The 23,519-nt window shown below is 38.0% G+C and carries 26 protein-coding genes and 2 pseudogenes; 24 read left to right on the top strand and 4 right to left on the bottom strand.

The features are described from left to right. The first annotated feature begins 111 nt into the window (after window positions 1-111). The 13 genes from QUF07_RS06500 to QUF07_RS06440 all read left to right on the top strand — a co-directional run bounded on the left by QUF07_RS06500 (window position 112) and on the right by QUF07_RS06440 (window position 13,645). A complete protein-coding gene (locus QUF07_RS06500; protein WP_289427024.1) occupies window positions 112-1,665 on the top strand; it encodes a VirD4-like conjugal transfer protein, CD1115 family in 1,554 nt (517 codons plus the stop codon). A gap of 14 nt (window positions 1,666-1,679) precedes the next feature. After that, on the top strand, window positions 1,680-2,069 hold the full coding sequence (locus tag QUF07_RS06495) for a hypothetical protein (protein ID WP_035168812.1): 390 nt from the start codon (window positions 1,680-1,682) through the stop codon (window positions 2,067-2,069). Between the two features lie 18 nt (window positions 2,070-2,087). After that, entirely contained in the window at window positions 2,088-2,927 is an 840-nt protein-coding gene (locus tag QUF07_RS06490) for a conjugal transfer protein TrbL family protein (protein ID WP_216763016.1), read from the top strand. Window positions 2,928-2,942: 15 nt separating this feature from the next. After that, window positions 2,943-3,353 (top strand): hypothetical protein, encoded by a 411-nt coding sequence (locus QUF07_RS06485; protein ID WP_003679895.1) that lies wholly within the window; start codon window positions 2,943-2,945, stop codon window positions 3,351-3,353. Between the two features lie 6 nt (window positions 3,354-3,359). Further along, on the top strand, window positions 3,360-5,498 hold the full coding sequence (locus QUF07_RS06480) for a type IA DNA topoisomerase (protein ID WP_289427023.1): 2,139 nt from the start codon (window positions 3,360-3,362) through the stop codon (window positions 5,496-5,498). Window positions 5,499-5,619: 121 nt separating this feature from the next. Further along, on the top strand, window positions 5,620-5,835 hold the full coding sequence (locus QUF07_RS06475) for a hypothetical protein (protein ID WP_057800964.1): 216 nt from the start codon (window positions 5,620-5,622) through the stop codon (window positions 5,833-5,835). A gap of 3 nt (window positions 5,836-5,838) precedes the next feature. Then, complete coding sequence (locus tag QUF07_RS06470; protein ID WP_105923086.1) at window positions 5,839-6,963, top strand: ArdC-like ssDNA-binding domain-containing protein; 1,125 nt, start codon at window positions 5,839-5,841, stop codon at window positions 6,961-6,963. A 469-nt stretch (window positions 6,964-7,432) separates the two neighbouring features. Next, on the top strand, window positions 7,433-8,512 hold the full coding sequence (locus QUF07_RS06465; protein WP_105923085.1) for a hypothetical protein: 1,080 nt from the start codon (window positions 7,433-7,435) through the stop codon (window positions 8,510-8,512). Window position 8,513: 1 nt separating this feature from the next. Further along, window positions 8,514-9,824 carry a YcaO-like family protein gene (locus tag QUF07_RS06460; protein WP_105923084.1) on the top strand — a complete coding sequence of 437 codons (1,311 nt, stop codon included), beginning with the start codon at window positions 8,514-8,516 and terminating at the stop codon, window positions 9,822-9,824. A 16-nt stretch (window positions 9,825-9,840) separates the two neighbouring features. Then, window positions 9,841-10,704 (top strand): SagB/ThcOx family dehydrogenase, encoded by an 864-nt coding sequence (locus QUF07_RS06455; RefSeq protein ID WP_181186364.1) that lies wholly within the window; start codon window positions 9,841-9,843, stop codon window positions 10,702-10,704. Between the two features lie 29 nt (window positions 10,705-10,733). Beyond that, entirely contained in the window at window positions 10,734-11,984 is a 1,251-nt protein-coding gene (locus QUF07_RS06450) for a M16 family metallopeptidase (RefSeq protein WP_181185300.1), read from the top strand. Next, a complete protein-coding gene (locus QUF07_RS06445) occupies window positions 11,977-12,921 on the top strand; it encodes an ABC transporter ATP-binding protein (RefSeq protein WP_105923081.1) in 945 nt (314 codons plus the stop codon). The genes QUF07_RS06450 and QUF07_RS06445 overlap by 8 nt, the downstream gene beginning before the upstream one ends. Beyond that, entirely contained in the window at window positions 12,905-13,645 is a 741-nt protein-coding gene (locus QUF07_RS06440; RefSeq protein WP_181185299.1) for an ABC transporter permease, read from the top strand. Before QUF07_RS06445 ends, QUF07_RS06440 begins: the two co-directional genes overlap by 17 nt. A 412-nt stretch (window positions 13,646-14,057) precedes the next feature. On the opposite strand, the gene QUF07_RS06435 is transcribed toward QUF07_RS06440, so the two are convergent. Beyond that, window positions 14,058-14,135 carry a putative holin-like toxin gene (locus tag QUF07_RS06435; RefSeq protein WP_076661461.1) on the bottom strand — a complete coding sequence of 26 codons (78 nt, stop codon included), beginning with the start codon at window positions 14,133-14,135 and terminating at the stop codon, window positions 14,058-14,060. 308 nt (window positions 14,136-14,443) lie between these two features. Here QUF07_RS06435 and QUF07_RS06430 point away from each other — a divergent pair, with 308 nt between their 5' ends. The 5 genes from QUF07_RS06430 (at window position 14,444) to QUF07_RS06410 (ending at window position 19,099) form a co-directional block, all read left to right on the top strand. After that, on the top strand, window positions 14,444-15,529 hold the full coding sequence (locus tag QUF07_RS06430) for an FRG domain-containing protein (protein WP_105923079.1): 1,086 nt from the start codon (window positions 14,444-14,446) through the stop codon (window positions 15,527-15,529). A gap of 104 nt (window positions 15,530-15,633) precedes the next feature. Next, on the top strand, window positions 15,634-16,227 hold the full coding sequence (locus tag QUF07_RS06425; protein WP_136838632.1) for a recombinase family protein: 594 nt from the start codon (window positions 15,634-15,636) through the stop codon (window positions 16,225-16,227). A gap of 96 nt (window positions 16,228-16,323) precedes the next feature. Beyond that, window positions 16,324-17,130, top strand: coding sequence for a ParA family protein (locus tag QUF07_RS06420; protein WP_289427021.1), 807 nt, complete (start codon window positions 16,324-16,326; stop codon window positions 17,128-17,130). 13 nt (window positions 17,131-17,143) lie between these two features. Continuing rightward, entirely contained in the window at window positions 17,144-17,392 is a 249-nt protein-coding gene (locus QUF07_RS06415; RefSeq protein ID WP_002825834.1) for a ribbon-helix-helix domain-containing protein, read from the top strand. A gap of 606 nt (window positions 17,393-17,998) precedes the next feature. Further along, complete coding sequence (locus QUF07_RS06410; protein ID WP_289427019.1) at window positions 17,999-19,099, top strand: replication initiator protein A; 1,101 nt, start codon at window positions 17,999-18,001, stop codon at window positions 19,097-19,099. A gap of 209 nt (window positions 19,100-19,308) precedes the next feature. On the opposite strand, the pseudogene QUF07_RS06405 reads toward QUF07_RS06410, so the two are convergent. Further along, window positions 19,309-19,437: pseudogene (locus tag QUF07_RS06405) on the bottom strand (IS982 family transposase); the annotation flags it as partial. 114 nt (window positions 19,438-19,551) lie between these two features. On the opposite strand from QUF07_RS06405, the gene QUF07_RS06400 reads away from it, so the two are divergent. From QUF07_RS06400 to QUF07_RS06380, 5 genes and pseudogenes are all read left to right on the top strand, one after another. Beyond that, window positions 19,552-20,031: a nucleoside deaminase gene (locus QUF07_RS06400; protein ID WP_289427018.1), complete on the top strand. Its 480-nt coding sequence runs from the start codon at window positions 19,552-19,554 to the stop codon at window positions 20,029-20,031. 81 nt (window positions 20,032-20,112) lie between these two features. Next, entirely contained in the window at window positions 20,113-21,438 is a 1,326-nt protein-coding gene (locus tag QUF07_RS06395) for an NCS2 family permease (RefSeq protein ID WP_289427017.1), read from the top strand. 325 nt (window positions 21,439-21,763) lie between these two features. Beyond that, a complete protein-coding gene (locus QUF07_RS06390) occupies window positions 21,764-22,045 on the top strand; it encodes a type II toxin-antitoxin system RelB/DinJ family antitoxin (protein WP_003660204.1) in 282 nt (93 codons plus the stop codon). Window positions 22,046-22,091: 46 nt separating this feature from the next. Further along, the gene (locus tag QUF07_RS06385) at window positions 22,092-22,277 is read left to right on the top strand and encodes a hypothetical protein (protein ID WP_010620892.1); all 186 of its coding nucleotides are present in this window, start codon (window positions 22,092-22,094) and stop codon (window positions 22,275-22,277) included. A 3-nt stretch (window positions 22,278-22,280) separates the two neighbouring features. Beyond that, window positions 22,281-22,403, top strand: a pseudogene (locus QUF07_RS06380) (zeta toxin family protein); the annotation flags it as partial. Here QUF07_RS06380 and QUF07_RS06375 read toward each other — a convergent pair. Together QUF07_RS06375 and QUF07_RS06370 are read right to left on the bottom strand one after the other, a co-directional pair. Beyond that, window positions 22,393-22,671: a hypothetical protein gene (locus QUF07_RS06375; protein WP_057707345.1), complete on the bottom strand. Its 279-nt coding sequence runs from the start codon at window positions 22,669-22,671 to the stop codon at window positions 22,393-22,395. The pseudogene QUF07_RS06380 and the gene QUF07_RS06375 overlap by 11 nt on opposite strands. Window positions 22,672-22,693: 22 nt before the next feature. Further along, window positions 22,694-22,921, bottom strand: coding sequence for a hypothetical protein (locus tag QUF07_RS06370; RefSeq protein ID WP_003555660.1), 228 nt, complete (start codon window positions 22,919-22,921; stop codon window positions 22,694-22,696). A gap of 251 nt (window positions 22,922-23,172) precedes the next feature. On the opposite strand from QUF07_RS06370, the gene QUF07_RS06365 reads away from it, so the two are divergent. Next, window positions 23,173-23,519 (top strand): MobA/MobL family protein (locus tag QUF07_RS06365; protein ID WP_289427016.1); only part of this gene is annotated, 347 nt, incomplete at its 3' end.

Raw genomic sequence — 23,519 nt, 5'->3', positions numbered from 1 at the left:
TTGCAATTATCACAGTCATTTTATCTTTCATTTATCAGATAATCAGGATACAGATGAAAAAGAAGTAAATCAGAAAAGTCATCTAAAGCTAACCGCATTGGAGGTAAACGCATGAATGGGACAATTTTAGGAATCGTGGATAAACAAATTGTTTACCAAAATAACAGTACCAAACCCAACCGGAACATCTTTGTGGTTGGGGGCCCAGGATCGTATAAGACTCAATCAGTCGTGATTACCAACCTGTTTAACGAAACGGAGAACAGCATTGTCGTGACCGATCCAAAAGGGGAATTATACGAAAAGACGGCCGGTATCAAACTAGCCCAGGGTTATCAAGTACATGTCGTCAACTTTGCCAACATGGCGCACAGTGATCGCTACAATCCTTTTGATTATATTCAACGGGATATTCAAGCTGAAACCGTCGCCACGAAGATCGTTCAGAGTGAAAATGCCGAAGGCAAAAAAGATGTGTGGTTTAGTACCCAAAGACAGCTTTTGAAGGCTTTAATCCTGTTTGTCATGAACCACCGGTCACCAGAACAACGGAATTTGGCGGGTGTGACCCAAGTCTTACAAGAAAACGATGTGGAAGCCGAGGAAAAGGGCGCAGATAGTCCGTTAGATATCTTGTTTCTTGATCTAACCATGTCTGATCCAGCGAGACGCGCTTATGAGTTAGGTTTCAAAAAGGCCAAAGGGGAAATGAAAGCCAGCATTATTGAAAGCCTGTTGGCGACCATTTCGAAGTTCGTCGACAAAGAAGTGGCCGATTTTACCAGCTTTTCAGATTTTGATTTAAAAGAGATTGGCAACGCCAAAGTTATTCTATATGTAATTATCCCCGTCATGGATAACACTTATGAAAGCTTCATCAATCTGTTTTTCTCACAATTGTTTGATGAATTATACAAATTAGCCGCCGATCATCACGCTAAATTGCCCCACCAAGTCGACTTTATCCTTGATGAATTTGTCAACTTAGGAAAATTCCCAAAATATGAAGAATTTTTAGCTACCTGTCGGGGGTACGGTATTGGCGTGACGACCATTTGTCAGACCTTAACCCAGCTCCAAGCTTTGTATGGCAAGGATAAAGCCGAAAGTATCTTAGGTAACCACGCTGTTAAAATTTGTTTAAACGCAGCCAATGATGTTACGGCGAAATACTTCAGTGATTTGTTAGGTAAATCGACCGTGAAAGTGGAAACCGGTAGTGAGAGTACCAGTCATAGCAAGGAAGAAAGCCACAGCAAGAGCGATAGTTATAGCTATACGAGCCGTTCACTCATGACACCCGATGAAATTATGCGTATGCCCGAAGATCAGAGCTTATTAATCTTTAGCAATGCGCGACCAGTCAAAGCTACAAAAGCGTTCCAATTTAAACTATTTCCAGGGGCTGATCATTTGGTTAACTTGTCACAGAATGAGTATCAAGGCCAACCAGAAGCCAGCCAGGAAACCAACTTTCATCAAAGAGTAGAGAAATGGAAAGCAAAATTAAAGGAGACTGCTCAAAAAAAAGCCGCAAACAAGATGTCTCAAACAGAGGAGGAGCAACAGCAGGACAACCTAGACAGCGACTTAGAGAGGGTTTCAAATAAAGATAGTCAAACAGAGGAGCCAGAAGAGGACGACGATAACAACTTATTTGGCTAATGGAGGACATATTAATGAAAAAATATCGGAAATATATAATCGCTGTGATGACAGTGTTATTGATTGCTGTCGGTCTAACCGCCTGCGGAAAGTCTACAGCACAAGATTTGCAAAGCCATCAGTGGACGTTTGCTTCTAGCAAAGATAATGGTATGGCCGCTACTGCAAAGTTTTCAAAAAGCAACTTAACACTTACCCAAGCGGGCTTTAGCGAAGTTTATACTTACAAGTTGATTGAAAACAAGGGCAATGAACAAATTAAGTTCATTGGTAAAAATAGTGTTTCAGGTAGCACAGAAACACGTTTGTTTAAGATTAAAAAGCAGTCAGACAAATATAAACTAACACCAATTAACACACTGGCTAAAAGTGATACTGGTACGGTCTCACTCATTCCCAAATAGACAAAGGAGGATTTTAAAATGACAGAAATTATTCAATCAGCTATTTCACACTTTTTCGAATGGCTACTGTCTGGTTTGTTAGATGGTTTATTCAACATCTGTAAGGCGATCATTGACCAAGCCAATCAAAGCTTGCCGATTGTTAAAACGTGGTATGCCATCTTCCTGTCCTTTGCGACATCGTTAGTCGTTGTGGTCGTCCTTGGCCGCATTGTGATGACAATTCTAAAAGAGGCAGATGAAAGTACCGATGTTACTTGGGCTAATATCATCATGGACGGGATTAAATCAGCGGCCGTGATTCCGGTTTTCGTGTTCTTACAGGGCTTTATTCAAGGTTCAATTACCTTGCCCCTGCTAAAGTATATGTTTAGTTCTGATCAGAAATTCACTGCTAAATCAATTACCGGCATGAATAAAGTCCCTGGGCTAAAAGATGTTGGCATTTCGCTACCCTTACAGATTTTGTTTCTGCTAGTCTTCACTGTCGTAACCGTCGTGTTCTTTATCAAGATGTGTGTGTTTGTGGCTGATATGGCTTGGTACAACCTGACGATTCCTTTAGCTGCAATGAGCATGGCGACTGAAAGTTTTGATTACAGTGGCACGTGGTGGAAGAAGTACATTTATTATAATGCCTCCATTATTAGCCAGGTGCTTTGTATGTCATTATCGGTATGGTGTTTCACGAATATGGCTAAATACGGGTTTATTGCTTTTATTGCTTCAATCGGATTCGGTTTTCTGGTGGTCAAAACACCTGACGCCGTTAAAGACTTTTGGGCTTCAACCGGTGTGACTAAAAGTGCTGGTATGGGTGCCATGAGAATGTTTCAAAATTATTTCCGTAGCCACTAGGAGGGAGAAATAGTTATGAAAAAAATCGCACACTGGTTATTGGAAAAAGCCAAAAAGGATATGCGAACCGACCCTTTTACAACACCTTCCCGGCGGACTAAGCTGTCTTACTATTTTGATACCTTAGTTAGTATGATCTTCTATTTGATGGGAATTTACCTCATGTTAATGGATTTATACCAAGAGCTTTTCACGGCGAACCATACCGATTTTTTAGGAACTGCACTAATGGCCTTAGTTTTACTGCTGGGTGGCTTATTATTCCGTTGGTCAGCCTATGCAGATTTCAAAGCCATCAACCGGTATCAACAATATTTAAAGCAACAATCGATAGAGCAACAACAAGAATTGCGCCGTGAAACTTGGTTGAAAGCGGCTGAACAAGGTAAAACAGAATTAGAACAGAAGCTTAATCACAAGGAGTGAACGAACATGACCACTGTTATCTTAGCTGAAAAACCTAGTCAAGCCCGTTCATACGTTCAAGCCTTTCAAAAGAGCACAAAAAAACAGGGTTACTATACGGTTAGTGACCCTGTTTTGCCCGAAAATACGCTTGTGACATATGGTCTCGGACATTTAGTTGAACTGGCCACACCGGATAAATATGATCAGAAATATCAGCAATGGGCCCTATCTAATTTACCGATTTTTCCCGATAAATACAAGTTTGTGGTGTCAGCTAGTAAAAAAGATCAATTCAAGGTCGTCAAAGACCTGTTAACGAAGGCCGATACCATTATTGTTGCCACTGATAGTGGTCGGGAAGGCTCCAATATTGCCTGGTCAATCATGAGCCAAGCCCAGATTGACGTTAAAAAGAAGACCATTAAACGGCTATGGTTGAATAGCTTGGAAAAAGACGCCATTATTACCGGCTTTAAAAATCTTGGTGATTGGCACAAAGACTATTTGGCTTATAAAGAAGCTCAAACCCGGCAAATTAGTGATTGGTTGATCGGTATGAATGGTAGTCCCTTATATACTTTATTGTTGAGGAAAAATGGGGTGCGTGGGGTGTACTCAATTGGTCGCGTGCAGACGCCAACCTTGTATATGGTCTATCAAAGAGACCAGGCAATCAAAAACTTTAAGCCGGAACCCTATTTTGAACTAAATGCTGAAATTTTAGCCAATCAGCAAAAATTCGTCGCAAAATTAGACCCCTATCAGCGGTTTAAAGACGAAACAGGGCTAATGACATTCATGCAAGCTAAACACGTTCAGAAAGGCTCACAGGGCGGTTTAATCAAGGACGTCCAAAAACAGGCTAAAAAGCGTGCTAGTCCCCAACTATTCTCACTATCCAGTCTGCAAAGTGCCATGAATAAACGTTATCACGCCAGCGCCAGCCAAACCTTAGCAGCCATTCAAAGTTTATATGAAGCCAAGTTGTTGAGTTACCCCCGCACCGATTGTGCTTATATCACTGATGAAGAATTTGAGTACTTAGTGGCTAATCTGACGAAGTATCTGAGTTTAGTCTCTAAGCAAGTCGCTGTAACCAATACAACCCCAAATAAACGTTACGTCAATGGGAAAAAGGTTGAAGAACATTACGCCATTATCATGACTAAAGTTGTGCCGACTAAAGAGAAACTAGCCAGCTTACCTAAATTACAGCAACAAGTCTATGACTTAGTTTTAAAAACGACGTTAGCAATGTTTGCTGATCCGTACGAATACGAGGAAACCACCATTGTTACCCAAGTTGGCGACGCTAATTTTAAAGCAACCGGTAAGGTGCCAACTAAGCCAGGTTGGAAAGCTTTATTTGATGAAAACAAAGCCGACCAGCAAGCCGCCGCAACCTTACCATTGGTTCACCAAGGCGATCAAGTCCAAGCCAACCTGCAAACGCCGCAAAAAGAAACGACCCCGCCGGTCCCCTTTACCGAAGGTACCCTGATTACGGCAATGAAGACGGCCGGTAAAACCCTTGATGATGAAGAAGCCCAGGCAATTCTCAAAGATGTCCAAGGCATTGGGACCAGTGCGACCCGGGCGAATGTGCTCGAGGTATTGAAGAAACGCGGCTATTTAGTGACTGAAAAGAATAAGTTGCACGTCAGTGAAGCTGGAATTACTTTATGTAAAGCGGTTGAACTCGAACCCTTGCTGACTAGTCCGGAAATGACGGCTAAATGGGAAAAAGCGTTACAACAAATCAGCACCGAAGAACGCACCCCAGCTAACTTTTTAAGTCAAATTAGGAAGTTTGTGGCTAAATTAATTGCTGATGTACCGATCCAATTAGCAGGAAATGCAACGATCAAACAACAAATTAACCATCAGAATCAGGCACAAAAATCCGCCGAGGTCTTCTTAGAAACCCCACAAGCCACCGTGTTAAATAAGCCAAAGTTTTACATTGTAAAGCCCAAGCAAGGGGAAGACTTTACCTTACCCAAGAAATGGAGCAGTAAGACCCTCGGTAAGACCGCGATTAAAGCGTTGGTCACTAAAGGAGAAACCAGCAAATTAAAGGGATTCAAAAGCAAAAAGGGGAAGTCGTTTGACGCTAAGTTAAAGCTTGACGGTGGCCATAAATTAAGTTTTGACTTTGATTAGACCTTACCTACCGCCTTAAACGATGTTCCAGTTGGTGAACCCGTCATTTAGATTCACTTTTACAAAGCCAAAAGTAAACCTAAACAACGGGTGAGATTAGCAAAGCAAAGGAGATTATCAAATGAACAATGAATTAGCAGTCACTGGTAGCGAATTACCCGTTTTGCAGACTAAAGAAACCTACAAGTATTTAAAAGAAATCACTGGTAATGGTGCTTATTATCAAGTCGCCTGGCAAAAATTAGCCGACGGCTACGTCGCTCTTTATGGCACAGCCCCGATTCAAATAAGATCGGTACCAACCCTGAACGATATTTTTGAAGATGAGGAGGGGTAGACAATGCCAAGTAAAGCAGACGTTAAAGCCTGGAAGGCGCAATTAGTTGCCCAAGCCGAACAGCAAATTCTAAAATTAACCGATAGTGATCAATTTAAACAGTATCTTAATACCTTGGCTAAATTCCACCAGTACAGTGCTAGAAACATTGACTTAATCTATGCTCAAAATCCGCAAGCGACCCAAGTCGCAGGCTTTAAACAATGGCAGACTGATTTTAACCGCACCGTTAATAAGGGTGCTAAGGCCATTCGAATCGCTGCCCCGATTATTAAGAAAATAACCCCCGCTGATCAAAAGCGACTTGATACCACCGACGAACGCGCCATTGTTGGTTATCGTTATCTGCCCATCTTCGACGTAGCACAAACTAGCGGTGCTCCAGTCCTAAGTGCTAAAGATTTTGTCAAAGGAAACTTGGCCGATCATCAGAATGTGACGAGCTTGTATAACGCGTTCAAAGATTATTTAAACCAACAAACCGATCTGCAAGTCAGTGAGGCACCCTTAGCGAAACTAAATGGAGCTAAAGGGTACTTTCAACCTAGCACTAATAAAATCGTCATTGGTGGTGATGAACCTGACAATGCCCTAAAATTAAAGACGTTGTATCACGAATATGCGCATAGTCAGCTTCACGGATTAAAATCAGCCTTTAAAGATCGCCCACGAGCCTATCAGGAAACCCAAGCCGAAGCAGTCGCATATGTTGCCATGCAAAATATTGGCGTTGATACCAGTAACTACTCACTTGGTTATGTGGACACCTGGGCTAAGGATAAAGCTGTGATCCATAATGCTTTGAGCGAGATCCAGCAAGTGAGCAACAAAGTGATTGCGCTTAGTGACGGATTAACCAAACAATTAGGCTTACAGGAAGCGCAAAAAGATCCTGAACATGATCTAAAAAAGCGATCAGACCAGGAACTTAACAAGTCGTATCAAGGCTTGCAACAACAAATTAAGCAAGCGACTGATCCCCAACAAAAATCAGAACTAAAAAACCAGTTAAATGATGTTCACCAAGAAATAAGTAATCGAACGCAAAAACAGTTGCAAGATTTTGTGAGACAAAATCCAAAGATCACACAGCCAAGACAAAATGAACAACAGCAAATAAAGCGTTAATAAAAGACGGAGAGCTAATTTTTATAGTTTCTCCGTCTTTTTGTATGCCAAATTGAAAGTTTCTTGTTTTGGTCAACCGTTATTATTTGCTATAGATAAAATTCTGTTCAATCGTGGTGTATGATTTCACAAGATCGTTACGTAAACTTTAAAGTTTTCATTTACTTATAGGTTAAAAGGCGTTAATATGTGGGCGGGAGATATTGGTTACTCTCTCAGACTTTTTGTGATTTGTTTCACTTTACTTTGTCGCTTGAATGAAAAGAGATGACTAACGTGAGAGTTCAAGAAGTTGTAGACACTCAAAAGGGATTTGAAACTCCTTTTGAAAGTGGCGTAACAGTTTGGTGTTGCCTGTTTTGTTGCTGCTGTTAATTTCTAGCAGGTGGCGTCCGTGTAAATGGGTGCCACCTGTATTTTTTTAAATTAAAATCAGATATAACCAATGCATAATAAGGTCGTGAAAACAATGGATTTAAGTAAGAAACTATTTATAAATTCACAAGTTGAACTTGCTACCATGAATGATGATGTTTTAGTCAAAACTCCATTTAAAATCTACAAATTAAGTGGAGAAAACGTTAAATCAGAATTAATACCAGCTCTTCCATACTTAGATAAGGGCATCAGTTTACAAAAATTAATTAAGCACCTACCCATTAATGATATAGAAAGTTTTCTCAACGCCGTAATCACTCCTATGGTAAATAGAAAGTGGCTCTCTTTCGAAGAACGAAGTAGTACAGATCCTAAATTACTCAATAAGAATGCATTCATCAGTCTTGGTTCTGATGGAGAGCAACTGCAACACTATCTGCAAACAAAAAAGGTTGCCGTGATTGGACTGTCCAAATTTGCGAATGACTTGGTCAAAAACTTGCACCGCTATATTTCTAATGTTTGTTTATTTTTACCTTCAAATAGACAATTAGGGCAAGCGTCGAACTATTATGAATACAATTTAGAAAATTTAGATGAGTTGTTCGAAAGCTTGGTAAAATATGATCTTGTTATACTTACCGAATCAAAAGAAAACTCGCATTTTGAGAAACAAATAAATCGCATTGCTATATCACATGGTGTCAGGGTTATGTATTCGAGCACCAATGGGTTTAACATTACTATTGGGCCTACTGTAATTCCACATAAAACAGGCTGTTTAGAGTGTCTTCAATTTAGAAAACTGAATAACAATTCTTTTTCTAAAGAGTTTATGGCATTCAATAAGGGAACTAGCTATGGCACAGCTCCCTATGATGGTGCTAGTGTGGACGTCAATACCAAAGATATGATGTCAAATATGATTACACTTGAGGCAATACGCCTCTTTATGCTTGATAAGAATCTTTACAAGTCGAAAATCACTTTAGAAATGCCAGAAACATTGAATGCCATTGTAGAATTTAATTCTTTTACCAATACCCTAAGCACTAACTCATTTTTGAAAAACCCGAGATGTGTTGCGTGTGGAGAAGACCTATACTTAAATCCTGAAATTAAGCCATGGATGGAAGATTACACCTATCCTGTAAAAGGGGGGCGTAGATAAAATGATTCAAGACCTGATGATTCGAAACTACCCATTTCTGGATGCAAATATATGTAATAAAACTACTGGATTAGTTTCTGACATCTTTCAATGGACCCCGGAACCAGATGACCCACGTGTGTTTATGGTAGCAGCTAAGACAGCACAAAAAGACGTCAATGAACATGTTATGCCATCGGAGATAAACAGTGGCGCAGGGTTGAGCCTGGAAAGTGCTTATCGCTCAGCAGTTGGAGAAACAATTGAACGGTATTGTTCCTCTTTTATACACGATGACCTTTTGTTAAAGTCATTCAATGAATTGCCAGATCGTGGTGCAGATCCCAAGGACTTTGCTTTTTATGCAAAAGAACAGTACAAGGAAAAAGGATTCCCATTTGCGGAATTTACACGTGATACTGTAGTTGCCTGGACCAAAGCAACAAATCTTGCTACAGGAGAAAGATCTTATGTTCCGGCATCGTCGGTGTATCTACCATACTTTTTCAAACCAAATGAAGCGCATACATGGATCTGTGTTTCAACCGGATTGGCATCGTCTAAATCCATGGTGGATGCAATACTGCGTGGAATTTACGAGGTCGTTGAAAGAGATGCTATTTCAAATATGTGGTTTAACCATTTATCTATGCCACAGATTCATTTAGCTGATGATACTTACTTAACTAACATCTACGAAAAACATATGAAAATTCCAAATTGTGAATATCATCTAATAGATATGACAACTGATACAGGAATACCAAGTGTCTTCGGCGTCTTAGATGAACATGGCAGGGGGAGCTTGGTGGCCGCTGCATCAAACTACGATCCCCGAAAAGCAGTTCTAAAGACCCTGATTGAATTGAGTCAAGGAAGGATCTCATGGAAAACTGATTTTGTTAAAGGGGTAGACAGAAAATTTAATGATGATTTTTCGGATATTAGGGATTTCAATTCACGGGTAGAGTTGTATACAATTCCAGATATGAAGAAACATATAAAATTTGTCTACGGTTCTAAAAAAAATAGTAGTATTCTCAAAAAAACATTAACAAAGCAGGATTCAAGTAGCTTATTATCAACCATTGTTAAACATATTGAATCCATAGGGTTACATGTCTATGTTACAGATCTAACCCCCCCGGACATCAGAAGTGCCGGTTACTGCACAGTACGGGTAATAATTCCTGGAATGACTGAAATTACTAATGATTCCGTATATCCAAGATTGGGAGGGGAACGGCTTAGAACATTACCAGTCGATTTAGGATACAAACAAAAGCCAACAGCATACGACAATTTTTATAGGATTCCACACCCATTTCCATAGTAAAGGAAGTCGAATGATGAGTATAGTTAAAGAAAATGAGAGACTAGCTAATCAGGCAATTTATGAACATAACAATCCTTCGATAGCTGAATTATTTCATGAAAACACAAAATTAAATACGTATACATTAAAGCAATTACAGTATTCGTTGGCGAAAGCCGTATCAAATCCTGATTTTAAACAAGCATCACTTAATGATGGGAAGAGTTATCCCACACTGGAACGAAAGAAGTTAACACCTCGGAGATCCTTAAACGGAAACATTGGTGATGCTATTTGGAAAAGGAGAAGTATCCGGAAATTTTCACCGAAAAACATCAGTTTTGAAACGATGTCAGATCTCCTCCAATACTCCTCGGGAATCAGTCACATATTAAAAAAAGAAAATGACAGTGTAACAGGATTTCGGACCTATCCTTCCGGGGGTGCACTATATCCGTTGGAAATTTATCTGGTCATAAATAGAGTTTCTAATCTGTCTACAGGAATCTATCATTACAATGTTAGATCAAATTACCTAGAGATTATATCAACAGGAAACTTACAGGAACAAATAGATAAGTTGCATATTAGAGATCAATTAATTGAAGAATCAGGCATAACCATATTAGTAACCGCAACTTTTAAAAGAACCACTTATAAATATGGAAACCGTGGCTATCGTTTTGTATTAATGGAAGTGGGGCACCTTTTTCAAAACATTGCATTGGTGGCGGAAGCACTGAATCTTGGTACGTGTGACATAGGTGGGTATGAGGATGACGAACTTAATACACTTCTACAAGTTGACGGAGTTAATGAAGCAGTAGTGGGCGAAATAGCGGTTGGTATTCCCAGTCCCTTTGGCGACAATACGATGCCCGGCATATATCATGAATAAGCTGAAATAATAAAAAGGTCGTGATACTTTTGGAACAGATAACATTGAATAACAATCTTCCTATTTTCCACCTAAAGTCTTCTAATCTAGGAGAACAGGTAAATATCACAGTCTGGTTTCGGGTGGGTTCACGGAATGATAAGGAGGGAAAGTTTGGAGCTGCTCACTTGATTGAACACTCTATGTTAAGAATATTAATAAATAAAAATATTGATCTAAAGGAGTATTTACTTAAGAATGCCCTAGAATACAAGATCCTAACGAGTATCGATTTTATCTTGCTTCGTTTTATCTGTACTAAAACTAAATCATTGACTATCCTACATGACATAAAAAAAGCCTTTGATGAAGTAAAAATAAAACCCGACGTATTTAATCAAGAAAAGGCATTAGTTGAAAATGAAATAGCAATCAAAATGGGCACGCAAAGTAAACAATACTTTGATACTCTACGTGAGAACATCTGGTCATCTAATTTGGGACATCCTATTTTGGGAAATTCATTAGATATTCAGTCTATAAACGTAAGAGAAATCACAGATACTATCCAATGGTTGTGGAACAAGAAGAAGTTCTTTGTGCTTTACACTGGTGACTTGTCTCTTCAACAATTCCAAATTACATTTAATCCTAGTGTTAGTTCTGTTGGATCAAATCATTTAACAGACTTTCCACTAGTGCCAGCCAAAAAGGCAACCATAAGAAAAAGTAGTATGGAGCTTAATATTCCTGAATATACAACGCTCAATGTATCTCTCATTTACCCGCTAGAAAACAAGGTTATGGAAAAGAATGCGTTGTTGATGACCCTTTTGAGTAGGTTAATTGCGTTTGGAGATATGGGCTTTTTGTCGAAGGCACTACGAACCGGAGAATCACCTTTATACTATGTGATGGCCTTCCCGTTTTCTTTTCAATTTGAAAATGTTTTGATTGTCAACTTCATTGCAAAACATGAACAGGTCAGTCAGATCATCGATTCTACTCAGACCGCAATTCACAATCTTAATTCCAATTTAGAAAAAGTGTCACAGTACTTCGACATTGTTAAAAAGGGATTTGTCAATGACATTAGTAAAGCACAGCGATCGGATTTTGATGCCATGAATTATATTGGACAAGCGCTTATATACAATCACAGGGTAAATCGTCTTAGTGAAACGACAAAAGAAATCAATAGCATTGATATTGAAATGATAGAGAATTTTTCAAAAACAGTTTTTTCAACTGACCAGCCTATGTATTTTATTGCGGGTGGGGAGGAAATGAGTTATGAGTGATATAATCCAAATTAAACATCTAAGTTTCCAGTACAAAAGGAGCAAAATCCCCGCTTTACATGATATCGACTTGAACGTAAAGCAAAACGAGATCATAGGTCTTGTAGGTCCAAATGGCGCAGGGAAATCGACTCTTATCAGCATTATGGAAGGCCTTTTAACCGCATATACGGGACATGTACAGGTTTTGGAAACTAATGAAATAAAACATGCACCACGACAAGCACAAATACAAATGGGAGCTCTTTTTCAATCCAGCGGCTATTTAGATAATTTGAGTGTTCAGGAATCATTAACATTATTTGCTCAAATGTATTCAACTTCAGTTACACCAAAACAAGCATTAGCACACATGCACGCTGAGGAACTGCTTCCTAAAAAAGTCAAAAATTTATCTGGCGGTCAAAAACAACAGTTTGGTATAGCATTAAGCTTGATTAATCAGCCTAAATTACTATTTTTGGATGAACCGACCACCGGTCTTGATCCCGATGCACGATTACATTTGTGGAAAGTTATTAAGCAACTACGCGGCCAAACTACCACGATTATTTGTTCACACTATATGGAAGAAGTGGCTTATCTGTGTGATCGTGTCTGTTTTATCAACGAGGGCCAAGTTTACGCCACGGACACCCCCTCGGGACTGATTCAACGTAGTCAGGCAACAACCCGAATTGAGTTTGCTTGTGAGAATTTATCTCAATTAATAACTGGTCAAGGGGCGTCACTTGCTTCAAATGCACATCGTATGGGGGAAAATAGATATTTCATCATGACAACCAATCCAAGTGAATTTTTACCTACCCTTTACAAATTAGAGGAGCACTCACACTTGATAACCGACATTGATGTAAAGAAACCGACATTAAACGATGCTTATTATAAAATCACTGGCGAAGTTATGGAGGATGATAGTAATGAAACGATACATTAATATTATCCGGCTTTTGTTATTAAATGAAATTCGGAATCGTGAAGCAATGATATTCTCCCTACTATTGCCGCTTGCAATACTAATTTTAATTGGTGAGTCGGATAAAACTCAAGTGAATTATGTTTACGCTGGCATTATCTGCATTGCTTTTGGCTCAATGGCACTGGTTGGTGTTCCTTCCCAACTTACTAACTATCGAGAAAACGGTATACTTAAACGGGTAAAGTTAACAGAGTTATCATTAGGTGATTTTCTTGGCTGTGTCTATACTGCACAGGTGGTCTTTATGATTATTCAAGCAGTTATAATTACAATAGTGGCAAAAATAGTCTACAATTTAAAGTTTGATTTTACTCACGATTTTCTCCTAGGTATGGGGTTGCAAATTATATTGGGAATGTTGGCTCTCCTGTCCATAGGAGTAGTTATTGCTGCGTTATCCAAAAATACCAGAGCTGCTTCGACCATTGGCAATACTGTGATTGTAACTATGCTTTTTGTTGGAAATACACTGTTTCCATCAACTGGTTGGCCAAAGGCTGTTAAAAACGTTGTCAAGTTTTTCCCAATGAATACGTTAGGTGATGGCATTCGGAGAACCCTCATCAATAACTCACAAACCATGAACCACTTCATGTTTCAAACATTTAGTCTAGCTGCATGCGTTCTGATTTTCTCTGTGGCCGGTCTGTATTTACTAAATAAATCGGTGATTAATCATTAGAAATTAGAGTATGAAAACATGTCTTCATATATTTCGTCTATTTGTCAGGTATTTAGGCCACTTGTGCCCAGCAATTAAACCTGGTTCATGTCAAATAATAAGTTTGTACGATTGGATAGTCTCATAAAATGAACACTCATCTTTGTTATTCCATATTGTAATTTACTAGATTTGAAATACAAACTTTTTCAAGGACAATTTTACAGTTTAATTGTCGCACAAAGGTACCCGCATGTTCCCTTAAAGTGCTAGAAATCTGATTTAAAATAGTCGAAAGTCAGTCATAGTCATGCTATAATGTAGACAGAAAAAGGAAGTCCCGCTAGAACAGGACTTCCCATGTAGAGCCGTTAAAGACGGTGGCAGATTTTAACGATATTTAATAACCGCTAGCTGACCAGAGCTAAGGCGGTTATTTTTTTTGCTGACTTTTGATCAGCTCAACAATTAATGCGATTAAGGCCACGATAAAGGTACCGAAAGCCAACATTAATTGTAAAGCGTCCGCAACGGACACTTAAGCTACTCCTTTCGTTAGGATTTATGGGCTTTAACGGTTTAACACCATAAGCACCACCTCCGATCGGAAATAGCCACCGCCTTAACTTCTCTACTTGATCCATTATACAGGGAATATAATTCCTTTAAAAACATATTTTTTAAATTCAGTAGTGTATTTTATGTTAAATGAGAATACAGTGTTAATGTAAGTTATTTTGTAAAAAAATCGAGCACAAAAGATATGGCAATTATGCCCTTTATCAGTGTGTTTGTTTATATCTATAGGAGGTTTTATTTTTGGATATTGATTCTGTAAATAGTTTTTTAAACGAAACAAGAAAATCACAACAGTCTATAAATACTGATATAACAATTGATGGACGGGGGTTGTTGCAACGCTTTTTCTATAGAGGACAAGCAAATGATTTCAAAAGTAGTAATAACGTTGCTAGCATCTTTAGGCAGGGAAAGCTCCCCGGATATACCCCTGAATATTCATTTACTAATGAGTACATGCGTAGGTACGCAAATGATTTTAATAATTTAGAAAATAATTTTTCTCGGCTTTCTTATATGCAACATTTTGGCTTGCCAACTAGGTTATTAGATGTAACGACTAATGCTCTTGTGGCTCTTTATTTTGCCTGTCAATCTCATATTGATTCTGAAGGACATGAAACAGACGGGATAGTTACCATGTTTGTGTCTAATAAGACGCAAAATATTAATGACTACACGTATTACAGTAGTCATAGTGATACTGTAGAAATTTTGTCAACACTAGCTTTAATGGACGAAGCTAAAAAGAAAGAAATTTATGACAGTATATCTTGTTACAATAAAAAAGTTGATGGTTTGTTAAAGGAAGATCTAAATCATTTATACGATGATTGGTACATGGATCTGGTCAGGAAGTTCCCAGAGGGCTATTATGAGCAACTATCTCCGGAAAGTAAAAAAATATATGATTCACTGAATGATATTTATAATGATATAAATAGGTCTTATGTAGTGCAGTGCTTGTATCATGAAATTAAAAGAGATACTGGTTATTTCGCTGATTTGATTAACTTCAGAACTTTGATTCATCCATTCTTTGTAGAACCATCACTTAACAATAAAAGGTTGCGTGCTCAAAGTGGCTTTTTCCTTTTTGAACCTTACGATGGTGTATCATGTAGCTTGCAAAGTATTCATGATGATATTGATAGTAAAGTGTCTCTGTACAATAAAAACAATGAACCAATTAGATTAGTAATTCCCAGTGAAAAAAAGCAACAAATTTTAAAAGAATTGGATCAATCGTTTGAAATAAACCAAGCTGCTTTATTTCCAGACAAAGAAAGCGTGGCTCACTATATCAAAAACCAATTTTTAGGATAATTTATCCTAAGGCCAATAGGGTATGCCCTAATGGCCTTTTTTATTTCTGTGCTATACTAGGAATTACAGATGTTCATTAGAACTGTCCAAAAGGAGAACTGAAAATGGCTAAAATCGGTTATGCGCGCGTGAGTTCCAAGGAGCAACATTTAGATCGACAGTTAGCGGCTTTAAAAGGCGTTGATAAATTATTTACGGATAAATTAAGTGGAGCTAACACCAATCGACCTGAACTGCAAAAAATGCTGGCCTATATTCGTGAGGGTGATATTGTCCTGGTCACTGAACTAGATCGCTTAGGCAGAAACAACCAGGATTTAACTCAGATCATGAACTCCATTCAAAATAAGGGGGCCACCCTAGATGTGTTGAATTTACCGACCATGACGGGGATTGCGGATCCTAACTTGCGTCAACTGATGACTAACTTAATCATTGAACTGTATAAGTATCAGGCCGAAAGTGAACGGAAGCGGATTATTGAGCGTCAACAACAAGGGATTTCTCTGGCCAAGCAGCAGGGCAAATATCATGGACGCAAACCCCAATACACCCAAGACGATCCCCGCTTGCAACATGCTTTTAAACTTTATCAGGCAGGCATGAGTGATGTAGATGTTGCCCGTAATACAGGGATTAAACGGACGACCTTTATCAGATATCGCAAAAAATATAGAATCTTTAAAAATGAGCTTTAAAAATGAGTTAATTGTCAGCTTAATTATTTAATAAATTGTTTGTTTATTTATTTGTCTACTAATGATATAATTAAGCTAGATGAAGGAGGTATCAAGATGAAGATTATTACTTTTACTGCTATCAAGGGTGGTGTTGGTAAAACAACCTTGACTTTAAATTATGGTGATTGGTTAGCCAAACATGGTAAGAAGGTTCTATTAATAGATTTAGACCATCAGTGCAATTTAACAACCGTTTTTGAAAAAACACGACGAAACAATACCATCGCTGAAGCGTTTAAAGAAAATGACAATGCTCAAAAAGTAAAAATTGACAGTGTCGGACCGAATCTAGATTTAATAGCCGGTTTTATAGACCTAGATGTTTTAGGAAGTTATCTAGAAAATAATAGTAACAAAGAAATGATGTTGTTCATGTGGTTTAAAAACAACTCCGATTCATTAAGCTTAACCGACTATGACTATATCTTAATTGATACGCACCCAGATTTTAGCACCATCACTAAAAACGCTATTGCTATCAGTAATTACCTGCTTAGTCCCATTACACCGAGTGAACATGGCTACAATGCCAAGTTTGACCTAGAAACACGACTCGAAAAATTCAGAAAATCACTTTTTGACTATCGAACTGGCGAAACTTACGTTGACGCAAAGCTTTTCTTTATCGGTAATATGATTAGACATAATACAAGCATGTCTCGCGATTTGCTAAAACACATAGATGGCGATGAAACAGTCGCAACTATAATTCCTGAAAGAGAGCTCTTTAATAAAGCTACTGCAAGGCACGCTTCAATATTTGAATTAGCAAATCATGATGAATCCATTTTAAAGCAAAATCAAAAGTTCATAGAACACGCCGATCATCTTTTTCAAGAATTAGTAAATAAAACCAAGTAAGGAGAGTTAGATTATGAGTTTAGATTCATTCAACCATAAAAAAGACGAAGAAATGAGAGAAAGTTACGAAACTACATTGAAAGACAACAAGAAAGATGCAGTCGCATTTTTGAAAAATATCAGCCGAAAGGAAGTAGAGCGTAAACGATCTGTGACCTTCTCAATTACTGAAAGTCAACTTAAAAAAATGGATACGGCTGCCCGAAAAAACGGATTTAAAAATCGTTCAGAATTCTTAGCTTCAATCATAGATGCAATTTAGCAGTTAAATAAATAAATAAATAATAAAACAAGTAAATACGCAATTTGTTCGCTTGATTAATTTGTGATTAGGTAAAAACTAGTAAAGTGCACTAAACCAAATACGGTTGCCTGTAGGTAAGCGCTATGCTAGACTAAGATTAATTTAACAACCGAATAAATAGATCAAGCTAAACAGAAAAATCCCCGATTCACGAGGAATCGGGGATTTTAGGTTTAGCAAGTAGCTAATAGCGAGCTACTTAGATTCAGACGATTTAGACCGCCAAGTTAAAATCGTCTGAACATTGTTCTTAATTTGTAGGTTAATTATACCGCAAACCAGTCCTATGGGACAAGTGAAGGATAGTTAAAAACAAATTGAATCCAATGGGCTAAGTGGCTAACCAATGCTATTTAGTCCATTTTTGTTGTTAGAAATTAAAAAAAGTTGCCGTATGGGCAACCCAGAATAGACACATGCCGGTGAATTTACAAAGCCGATCACGTCCAATGTTCGCTTTGTAATTCAGTTAAAGCATATCAGATTTGTATTTTAAAACAAGTCAGATGTTTTAGCAACTCTCTTTAAGACGACGTGTGTCAGTTAAGAAAGGGAGCTTTTATTATGGATCAATCAAACTTCAACTTTACAAATGCTAAAAGGGCCTATGAAGTAAAGTTTTACGCTTTGCCGCAGATCTTACTCCAAGGGGAAAAATATAAGGATCTTAGCGATAGTGCCATTTTACTTTATTCGGTGTTACGCGATCGTCTAAGTTACTCACTAAGCAATAATTGGGTTGACGAAAATAACAACGTATATTTCATATACACAAACAATGAACTAAAAGATTTACGAAACTGGTCAAATAATAAAATCAATAAGATTAAACACGAATTAATGGACGCAAACCTTTTGTATCAAAAACATATGGGGTTTAATCCAAGATCAGGCAAAAACGAACCAAATAGATTATATTTGGCAGATTTGGAAGTAACAGCAAAAGACGTTTATATTAAGCGAGAGCCATTAAAATCGCCTGAACCCCTTGGTACAAGCGGACTTCTCAAAAAGAGAAACCCGCATGATACCGTTGAACCCCTTGGTACAAGCGGACTTCTCAAAAAGAGAAACCCGCATGATACCGTTTCTGATACGTCTGAATCCCTTGGTACAAGCGGACTTCTCAAAAAGAGACAAGATCTAGACTATACTAATAATTTAGATACTAATAGATATAATATAGATACTCAAAAGTTGGACTTTTCCACAGCCCATTTTTCACCAGCAGAAATTCAAAAGCAAAACCAGGATTTGGTGCACCATGCTAATGACTTCTTAACTGATGAAGACAGTGGCTTACCGGTTTTCTTAGAACCGGAAGCAGTTCAACTACTTAGCTTTTGGTGCCGTACCCCACAACAAATGCGGCGCTTCATTGGCATTATCTTAAATGCTAAGTACCGAGTTGAGAAAGATCACAAAGATATTGGTGTCATAATCCCACTTGATGATGAGGAACTGAAACCTTTAATGACTAAAGCCTTGAGACGCTACTTTAACGCCCTGAGAAGCAATGAAAAGCACATCAAGAACGTGGAAAACTACTTGTACGGCACCATGCAAAACCTATTTGGCGTTTGGTGGAATAAACAAACGGCTAGAGAATATGCAGCCAAACACCCCGAAGAACAGAACACTGACAATGATCCTTATTGGAATTAAACGCCGTATAAGCTCATTTAAGCCGTTTTAAGTATTACATGCATAATTATATTAAAATCGCTTTAAAATCGCTTAGAAGCAAAAATAGACACCTTGAGTGGCTGAATTGGCGCTTGGTGGAATAAACAAGCGGCTAGAGAATATGCGGCCAAAAACCCTAACGATGAGTGTGCTTAAAACTAAAAAGCTATATAAGGCCACGCGTGGTGCTAGTTAAATCGTTCTAGACAATAAGCTAGATTATAAGTCAGAATAGCAATTTCTAATCGTGCTTGAAAGCCAGTTAAACTGCGCGCTCGATTGTTCTCGGCGTTGTAATAAGTTAGAAGTGAAAAAGTATTTAATAATACTTGACTTTTAGTTGAAACAGAACTATGGTCCTAGATGTAAACGCTTGTAGTAACTCCATAAAATACTATAAACGTATTATTTTTTGAAAGGCGGTATTTTTTATGGCTTATCAAACAAAATTTATGAAGATTGCTGAAGCACAAGCACAAGCTAATGTTGGAACACAAGTTGGTGGTCCATTCGGTACAGTAATTCTTGATAAAGACGGCAAAATTTTGGTTACAGGACGTAACCACGTATTAGCTCACAATGATCCTACTGACCACGGTGAAATTAACGCTATTCGTAAAGCCTGCAAGAAGTTAGGTACTTACGACTTAAGCGGTTGTACTCTTTACACGAACGCAATTCCATGCCCAATGTGCTTATCAGCAATTATTTGGGCTAACATCAAGACCTGTTACTACGGCAACACTCGTGAAGATGCTAAAGACATTGGTTTCCGTGATGACTTCATCTACAAATTCATTGAAGATGGCTTGAAAGACAAGAACATTCTTGATCTTAGTCAACATGACCGTGATATTACTATCAAGTCATTTGAAGGCTTTAAGAAAGATACTCAATCTACAATTTATTAACTTAAATTTAGCATGAAAAAGTAGGCTGACATCTGGTTAGTCTACTTTTTCATTTAATGGTTTTCGTTTGGAGGCAAAATCATGACTGATAAATCTACTGCACCTGAACTAACCGATGAAGAAATCAATAAGATGTCTTTAAAGGAAGTTTGGCAAAACAAGAAATTAGTGCGGAGTGAGTTTATTGCAGGCACTACTGGTTTCTTTGCCATCATGTACATAATCTTTGTTAACCCACAAATTGTGGCTGTAACTCATATCCCTACTCAGCTAGAAACTTTTGCAACTATTTTTGCATCAGCATTTGGTTGTATTTTAGGCGGTTTCTTATCAAATACCCCAATGATTATCGTTCCGGGTATGGGTATTAACGCCCTTTTTAGTTACACCATTGCTGAAAGTATGCACTTTACTTGGCAAGCTACATTAGCCGTTTCACTGATTAGTTCCCTGCTTTATGCAGCATTAACCTTTACCCCGTTAATTGATAAGATTGCGGATGCTATCAACGATTCTATAAAAAATGCGATTAATGTAGGTATTGGATTATTCTTAACCTTTACTGCATTAAAGGGCGTTGGTTTTATTGTTAGCGACAAGAGTAATTTCATTAAATTTGGTGATTTAAGAAGTCCAGTTTTGCTCTTAACTTTGCTTGGTATTCTGTTGACTATGTTCTTCCAAATCAAAGGCAAAGCTTGGGGCATGATTGCATCAATGGCAATTGTAACTGTAATTGCTTTGATTACTGGTAACGCAACCAATGCACACGCTATTGCATATAGTGACTTTGCAAATTGGGGCACAATCATCTTTAAGCAAAGCTTTGTATTTCCATCTTGGGTTAAATTCTTAATTGCAACCTTTAGTATGTTAATGTTGATGATCTTTGAAGGCGTTGGTGTTACCAAAGGTTATGTTAAGGGCCAGAAGAAGATTAAGCGTACCTTGCAAGCTACTGGTTTAGCAAACATTTTTGCTTCACTTGTTGGTTCATCACCTTCTGTTGATGCCGCCGAAACAGGTTCAGCTTTGGCCGCAGGTGCTAAAACTGGTATTTCTGCTATAACTACTGGTATCTGGTTCTTAGCAAGTTTGGTTTTGATCCCTATCATTGGTTATATTCCATATTGTGCTACGGCATCAATTATTGTTCTGACTGGATCATTAATGATGATGGATGTTAAAAGAATTGACAACAATGACTTTTCTAGTTGGTTCCCTGCTTTCTTAATTATCTTTACCATTCCATTTACAGGTTCAATTTCAACTGGTATGGCTATGGGCCTTATTGCCTATCCAATTGCCAAAATTTGTTCTGGTAAAGTAAAAGACTTAAATGCCGTCAATGTGATCATCGCAATCTTATTTGCCTTATCACTCGCTGTTACTGCTTTTGCGGCATAATTTAAGACAGTTCAATCTAGTCAGACTCTTTCCTATTATTACTATTTACAAGTCGAGTCTAACAAGATTGGACTTTTTATTTAACTAAAACGATTTAACTAGCACCACGCGTATAAGGCCATTTAAGCTGTTTTAAACAGATAGAGCATAATTATATTAAACGAGTTTTAAAATGCGCTTACGGGCACTTTAGGAACGTTGTATAAGTGCCATTGCGGAAAGGACAGCAAACTTAAATTCACAACTTTTAAAGAAGCAGGCTAATTGAGATGGTACTCAAAGATTAGTATAATGTGAGTAGTAATAAAGGGGGGGCGAGAAAATCATGGCAGTTAAGGAAAAGAAACGCGTACAAGTCCAGATTGACAAAGAATTGGCAGATAATACCGAAGCCGTTTTAAGCCAGTTAGGTCTAAACCCAACTACCGCGATCAATATGTTTTATAAGCGGATTGTTGCTAATGGTGCCTTACCTTTTAATGTGTCTTTAAGCGAAGAAGAAAGAGCTAATTTACGCTTTTTAAAGGCTACCAAAGAGACACCAGTAACAGAGTTCAAAGACGCTAAAGAAGTCGCTGATTGGCTCAATGATCCAGATGAGGACTAATGGCTTATCAGATTAAATAAATTAATAACTTGGAAGTGTGATGAACATGAAAGATACAATCACAATTAATGACTTTTTTGAAATTGCCAAAGAAACTGATTTAAAAGATTTACTTGATAAGTCATTACATGAGCCAGATCCAGAAAAGCGCAAAGTATATGACGCTTTATATACCTACTTTTTAGATAAAAGGCAAGATGAGGTTATTAAGCGAAAGGACTTTGTCCGTTGATAGATAAACCAAAATATTACTTATCCAGAAAAGGTGCAAAAGCAGTTACAAAATTTTGCAGATCAAAACCCAGAAGTAAAGCCTAAAAATGATCCAGAAAATAAAAACGATCGGCCTAGTTATTAGGTTGATCGTTTTTGAGTTTATTCGGTTTATGGGCGTTAACATAGTCAGCAAATGTTTTTAAAAGTTCTTCGGTTTGTTCGACCGAGAGGTTATTAGCTTGGAAGTACTTTTCTAATAAAGCCCCTTTTTGAATTAATCGGCGAGAACGGGCTTTGCGGGCTTGCCGATTTTCATAGTATTTAGATTGCCGTAATTTAAAATCTTCCCGCTCAATTTTTTGTTTTAAACGCGCTTGTTGCTCGACTAGTTTTTCATATTGATTAGACATGGAATTTCCCCATCTCGTATGGCTAATGATCTACGGACTTTACCTTTAAAAATTCAGAAAATTGCTTAGCTAAAAGCTTAATCTGATCGTTAGACAAATTAGCATAATCTAAATTGGCTTGACTGATGATTTGTTTACCTAGCCGTTGTTCAATCTTATTTTTTTCGTCCTTAATTTTTTGATTAAGGGCTTTTAATTTAGCTTCTTGTTTTTCTAAGTTGCTTTGAGACATAACGATCCCTCCAATCATATTAGAAATAATCACCGACACTATATCATAAGGGAAACGTTAAGTCAAAGTATAAAAGTTGAAATAGCGAAGCGGAAGGCATACACTAAGTTAAAGTTAAGAGAATCAGAAGACCGAGTGAAACGAGGTCAATGCGCACTTACACGTCATCTTTGATGACGTTGTGCTAAACCCATTAAAACCTGTATTAGAAGTCGCCGATGGCGACAACAAAATCAAACCCATAAACCCAAATAAAGGTGGTGACCGACATGGCAATTTTTCACATGAGTTTTAGTAATATTAGTGCTGGTAAAGGACGAAGTGCGATTGCCAGTGCCGCTTATCGAAGTGGTGAAAAGCTATTTGATGATAAGGAAGGTCGCCACTATTTTTATGCCCGCTCGGTTATGCCAGAAAGCTTTATTTTGACGCCAAAAAATGCACCAGAATGGGCCAGTGATCGAGAGCAGTTGTGGAATGAAGTTGAAAAGAAAGATCGTAAATCAAACTCACGGTATGCAAAAGAGTTTAACGTGGCGTTACCGGTAGAATTAAGTGAATCCGAACAGAAAGAATTACTGACAAAATATGTGCAAGAAAATTTTGTTGATGAGGG

The sequence above is a fragment of the Lentilactobacillus sp. TOM.63 genome (assembly GCF_030361045.1).
GTDB lineage: Bacteria > Bacillota > Bacilli > Lactobacillales > Lactobacillaceae > Lentilactobacillus > Lentilactobacillus dabitei.
Note: the sequence above shows the minus strand (reverse complement) of the source record. Positions and strands in the feature narration are given on the sequence as shown.

Bases quoted from the DNA above. Each gene is read 5' to 3' on its own strand.
- QUF07_RS06500 (WP_289427024.1), top strand. From the start codon at position 112: ATGAATGGGACAATTTTAGGAATCGTGGATAAACAAATTGTTTACCAA.
- QUF07_RS06495 (WP_035168812.1), top strand. From the start codon at position 1,680: ATGAAAAAATATCGGAAATATATAATCGCTGTGATGACAGTGTTATTG.
- QUF07_RS06490 (WP_216763016.1), top strand. From the start codon at position 2,088: ATGACAGAAATTATTCAATCAGCTATTTCACACTTTTTCGAATGGCTA.
- QUF07_RS06485 (WP_003679895.1), top strand. From the start codon at position 2,943: ATGAAAAAAATCGCACACTGGTTATTGGAAAAAGCCAAAAAGGATATG.
- QUF07_RS06480 (WP_289427023.1), top strand. From the start codon at position 3,360: ATGACCACTGTTATCTTAGCTGAAAAACCTAGTCAAGCCCGTTCATAC.
- QUF07_RS06475 (WP_057800964.1), top strand. From the start codon at position 5,620: ATGAACAATGAATTAGCAGTCACTGGTAGCGAATTACCCGTTTTGCAG.
- QUF07_RS06470 (WP_105923086.1), top strand. From the start codon at position 5,839: ATGCCAAGTAAAGCAGACGTTAAAGCCTGGAAGGCGCAATTAGTTGCC.
- QUF07_RS06465 (WP_105923085.1), top strand. From the start codon at position 7,433: ATGGATTTAAGTAAGAAACTATTTATAAATTCACAAGTTGAACTTGCT.
- QUF07_RS06460 (WP_105923084.1), top strand. From the start codon at position 8,514: ATGATTCAAGACCTGATGATTCGAAACTACCCATTTCTGGATGCAAAT.
- QUF07_RS06455 (WP_181186364.1), top strand. From the start codon at position 9,841: ATGAGTATAGTTAAAGAAAATGAGAGACTAGCTAATCAGGCAATTTAT.
- QUF07_RS06445 (WP_105923081.1), top strand. From the start codon at position 11,977: ATGAGTGATATAATCCAAATTAAACATCTAAGTTTCCAGTACAAAAGG.
- QUF07_RS06440 (WP_181185299.1), top strand. From the start codon at position 12,905: ATGAAACGATACATTAATATTATCCGGCTTTTGTTATTAAATGAAATT.
- QUF07_RS06435 (WP_076661461.1), bottom strand. From the start codon at position 14,135: ATGTTGGCTTTCGGTACCTTTATCGTGGCCTTAATCGCATTAATTGTT.
- QUF07_RS06425 (WP_136838632.1), top strand. From the start codon at position 15,634: ATGGCTAAAATCGGTTATGCGCGCGTGAGTTCCAAGGAGCAACATTTA.
- QUF07_RS06420 (WP_289427021.1), top strand. From the start codon at position 16,324: ATGAAGATTATTACTTTTACTGCTATCAAGGGTGGTGTTGGTAAAACA.
- QUF07_RS06415 (WP_002825834.1), top strand. From the start codon at position 17,144: ATGAGTTTAGATTCATTCAACCATAAAAAAGACGAAGAAATGAGAGAA.
- QUF07_RS06410 (WP_289427019.1), top strand. From the start codon at position 17,999: ATGGATCAATCAAACTTCAACTTTACAAATGCTAAAAGGGCCTATGAA.
- QUF07_RS06400 (WP_289427018.1), top strand. From the start codon at position 19,552: ATGGCTTATCAAACAAAATTTATGAAGATTGCTGAAGCACAAGCACAA.
- QUF07_RS06395 (WP_289427017.1), top strand. From the start codon at position 20,113: ATGACTGATAAATCTACTGCACCTGAACTAACCGATGAAGAAATCAAT.
- QUF07_RS06390 (WP_003660204.1), top strand. From the start codon at position 21,764: ATGGCAGTTAAGGAAAAGAAACGCGTACAAGTCCAGATTGACAAAGAA.
- QUF07_RS06385 (WP_010620892.1), top strand. From the start codon at position 22,092: ATGAAAGATACAATCACAATTAATGACTTTTTTGAAATTGCCAAAGAA.
- QUF07_RS06375 (WP_057707345.1), bottom strand. From the start codon at position 22,671: ATGTCTAATCAATATGAAAAACTAGTCGAGCAACAAGCGCGTTTAAAA.
- QUF07_RS06370 (WP_003555660.1), bottom strand. From the start codon at position 22,921: ATGATTGGAGGGATCGTTATGTCTCAAAGCAACTTAGAAAAACAAGAA.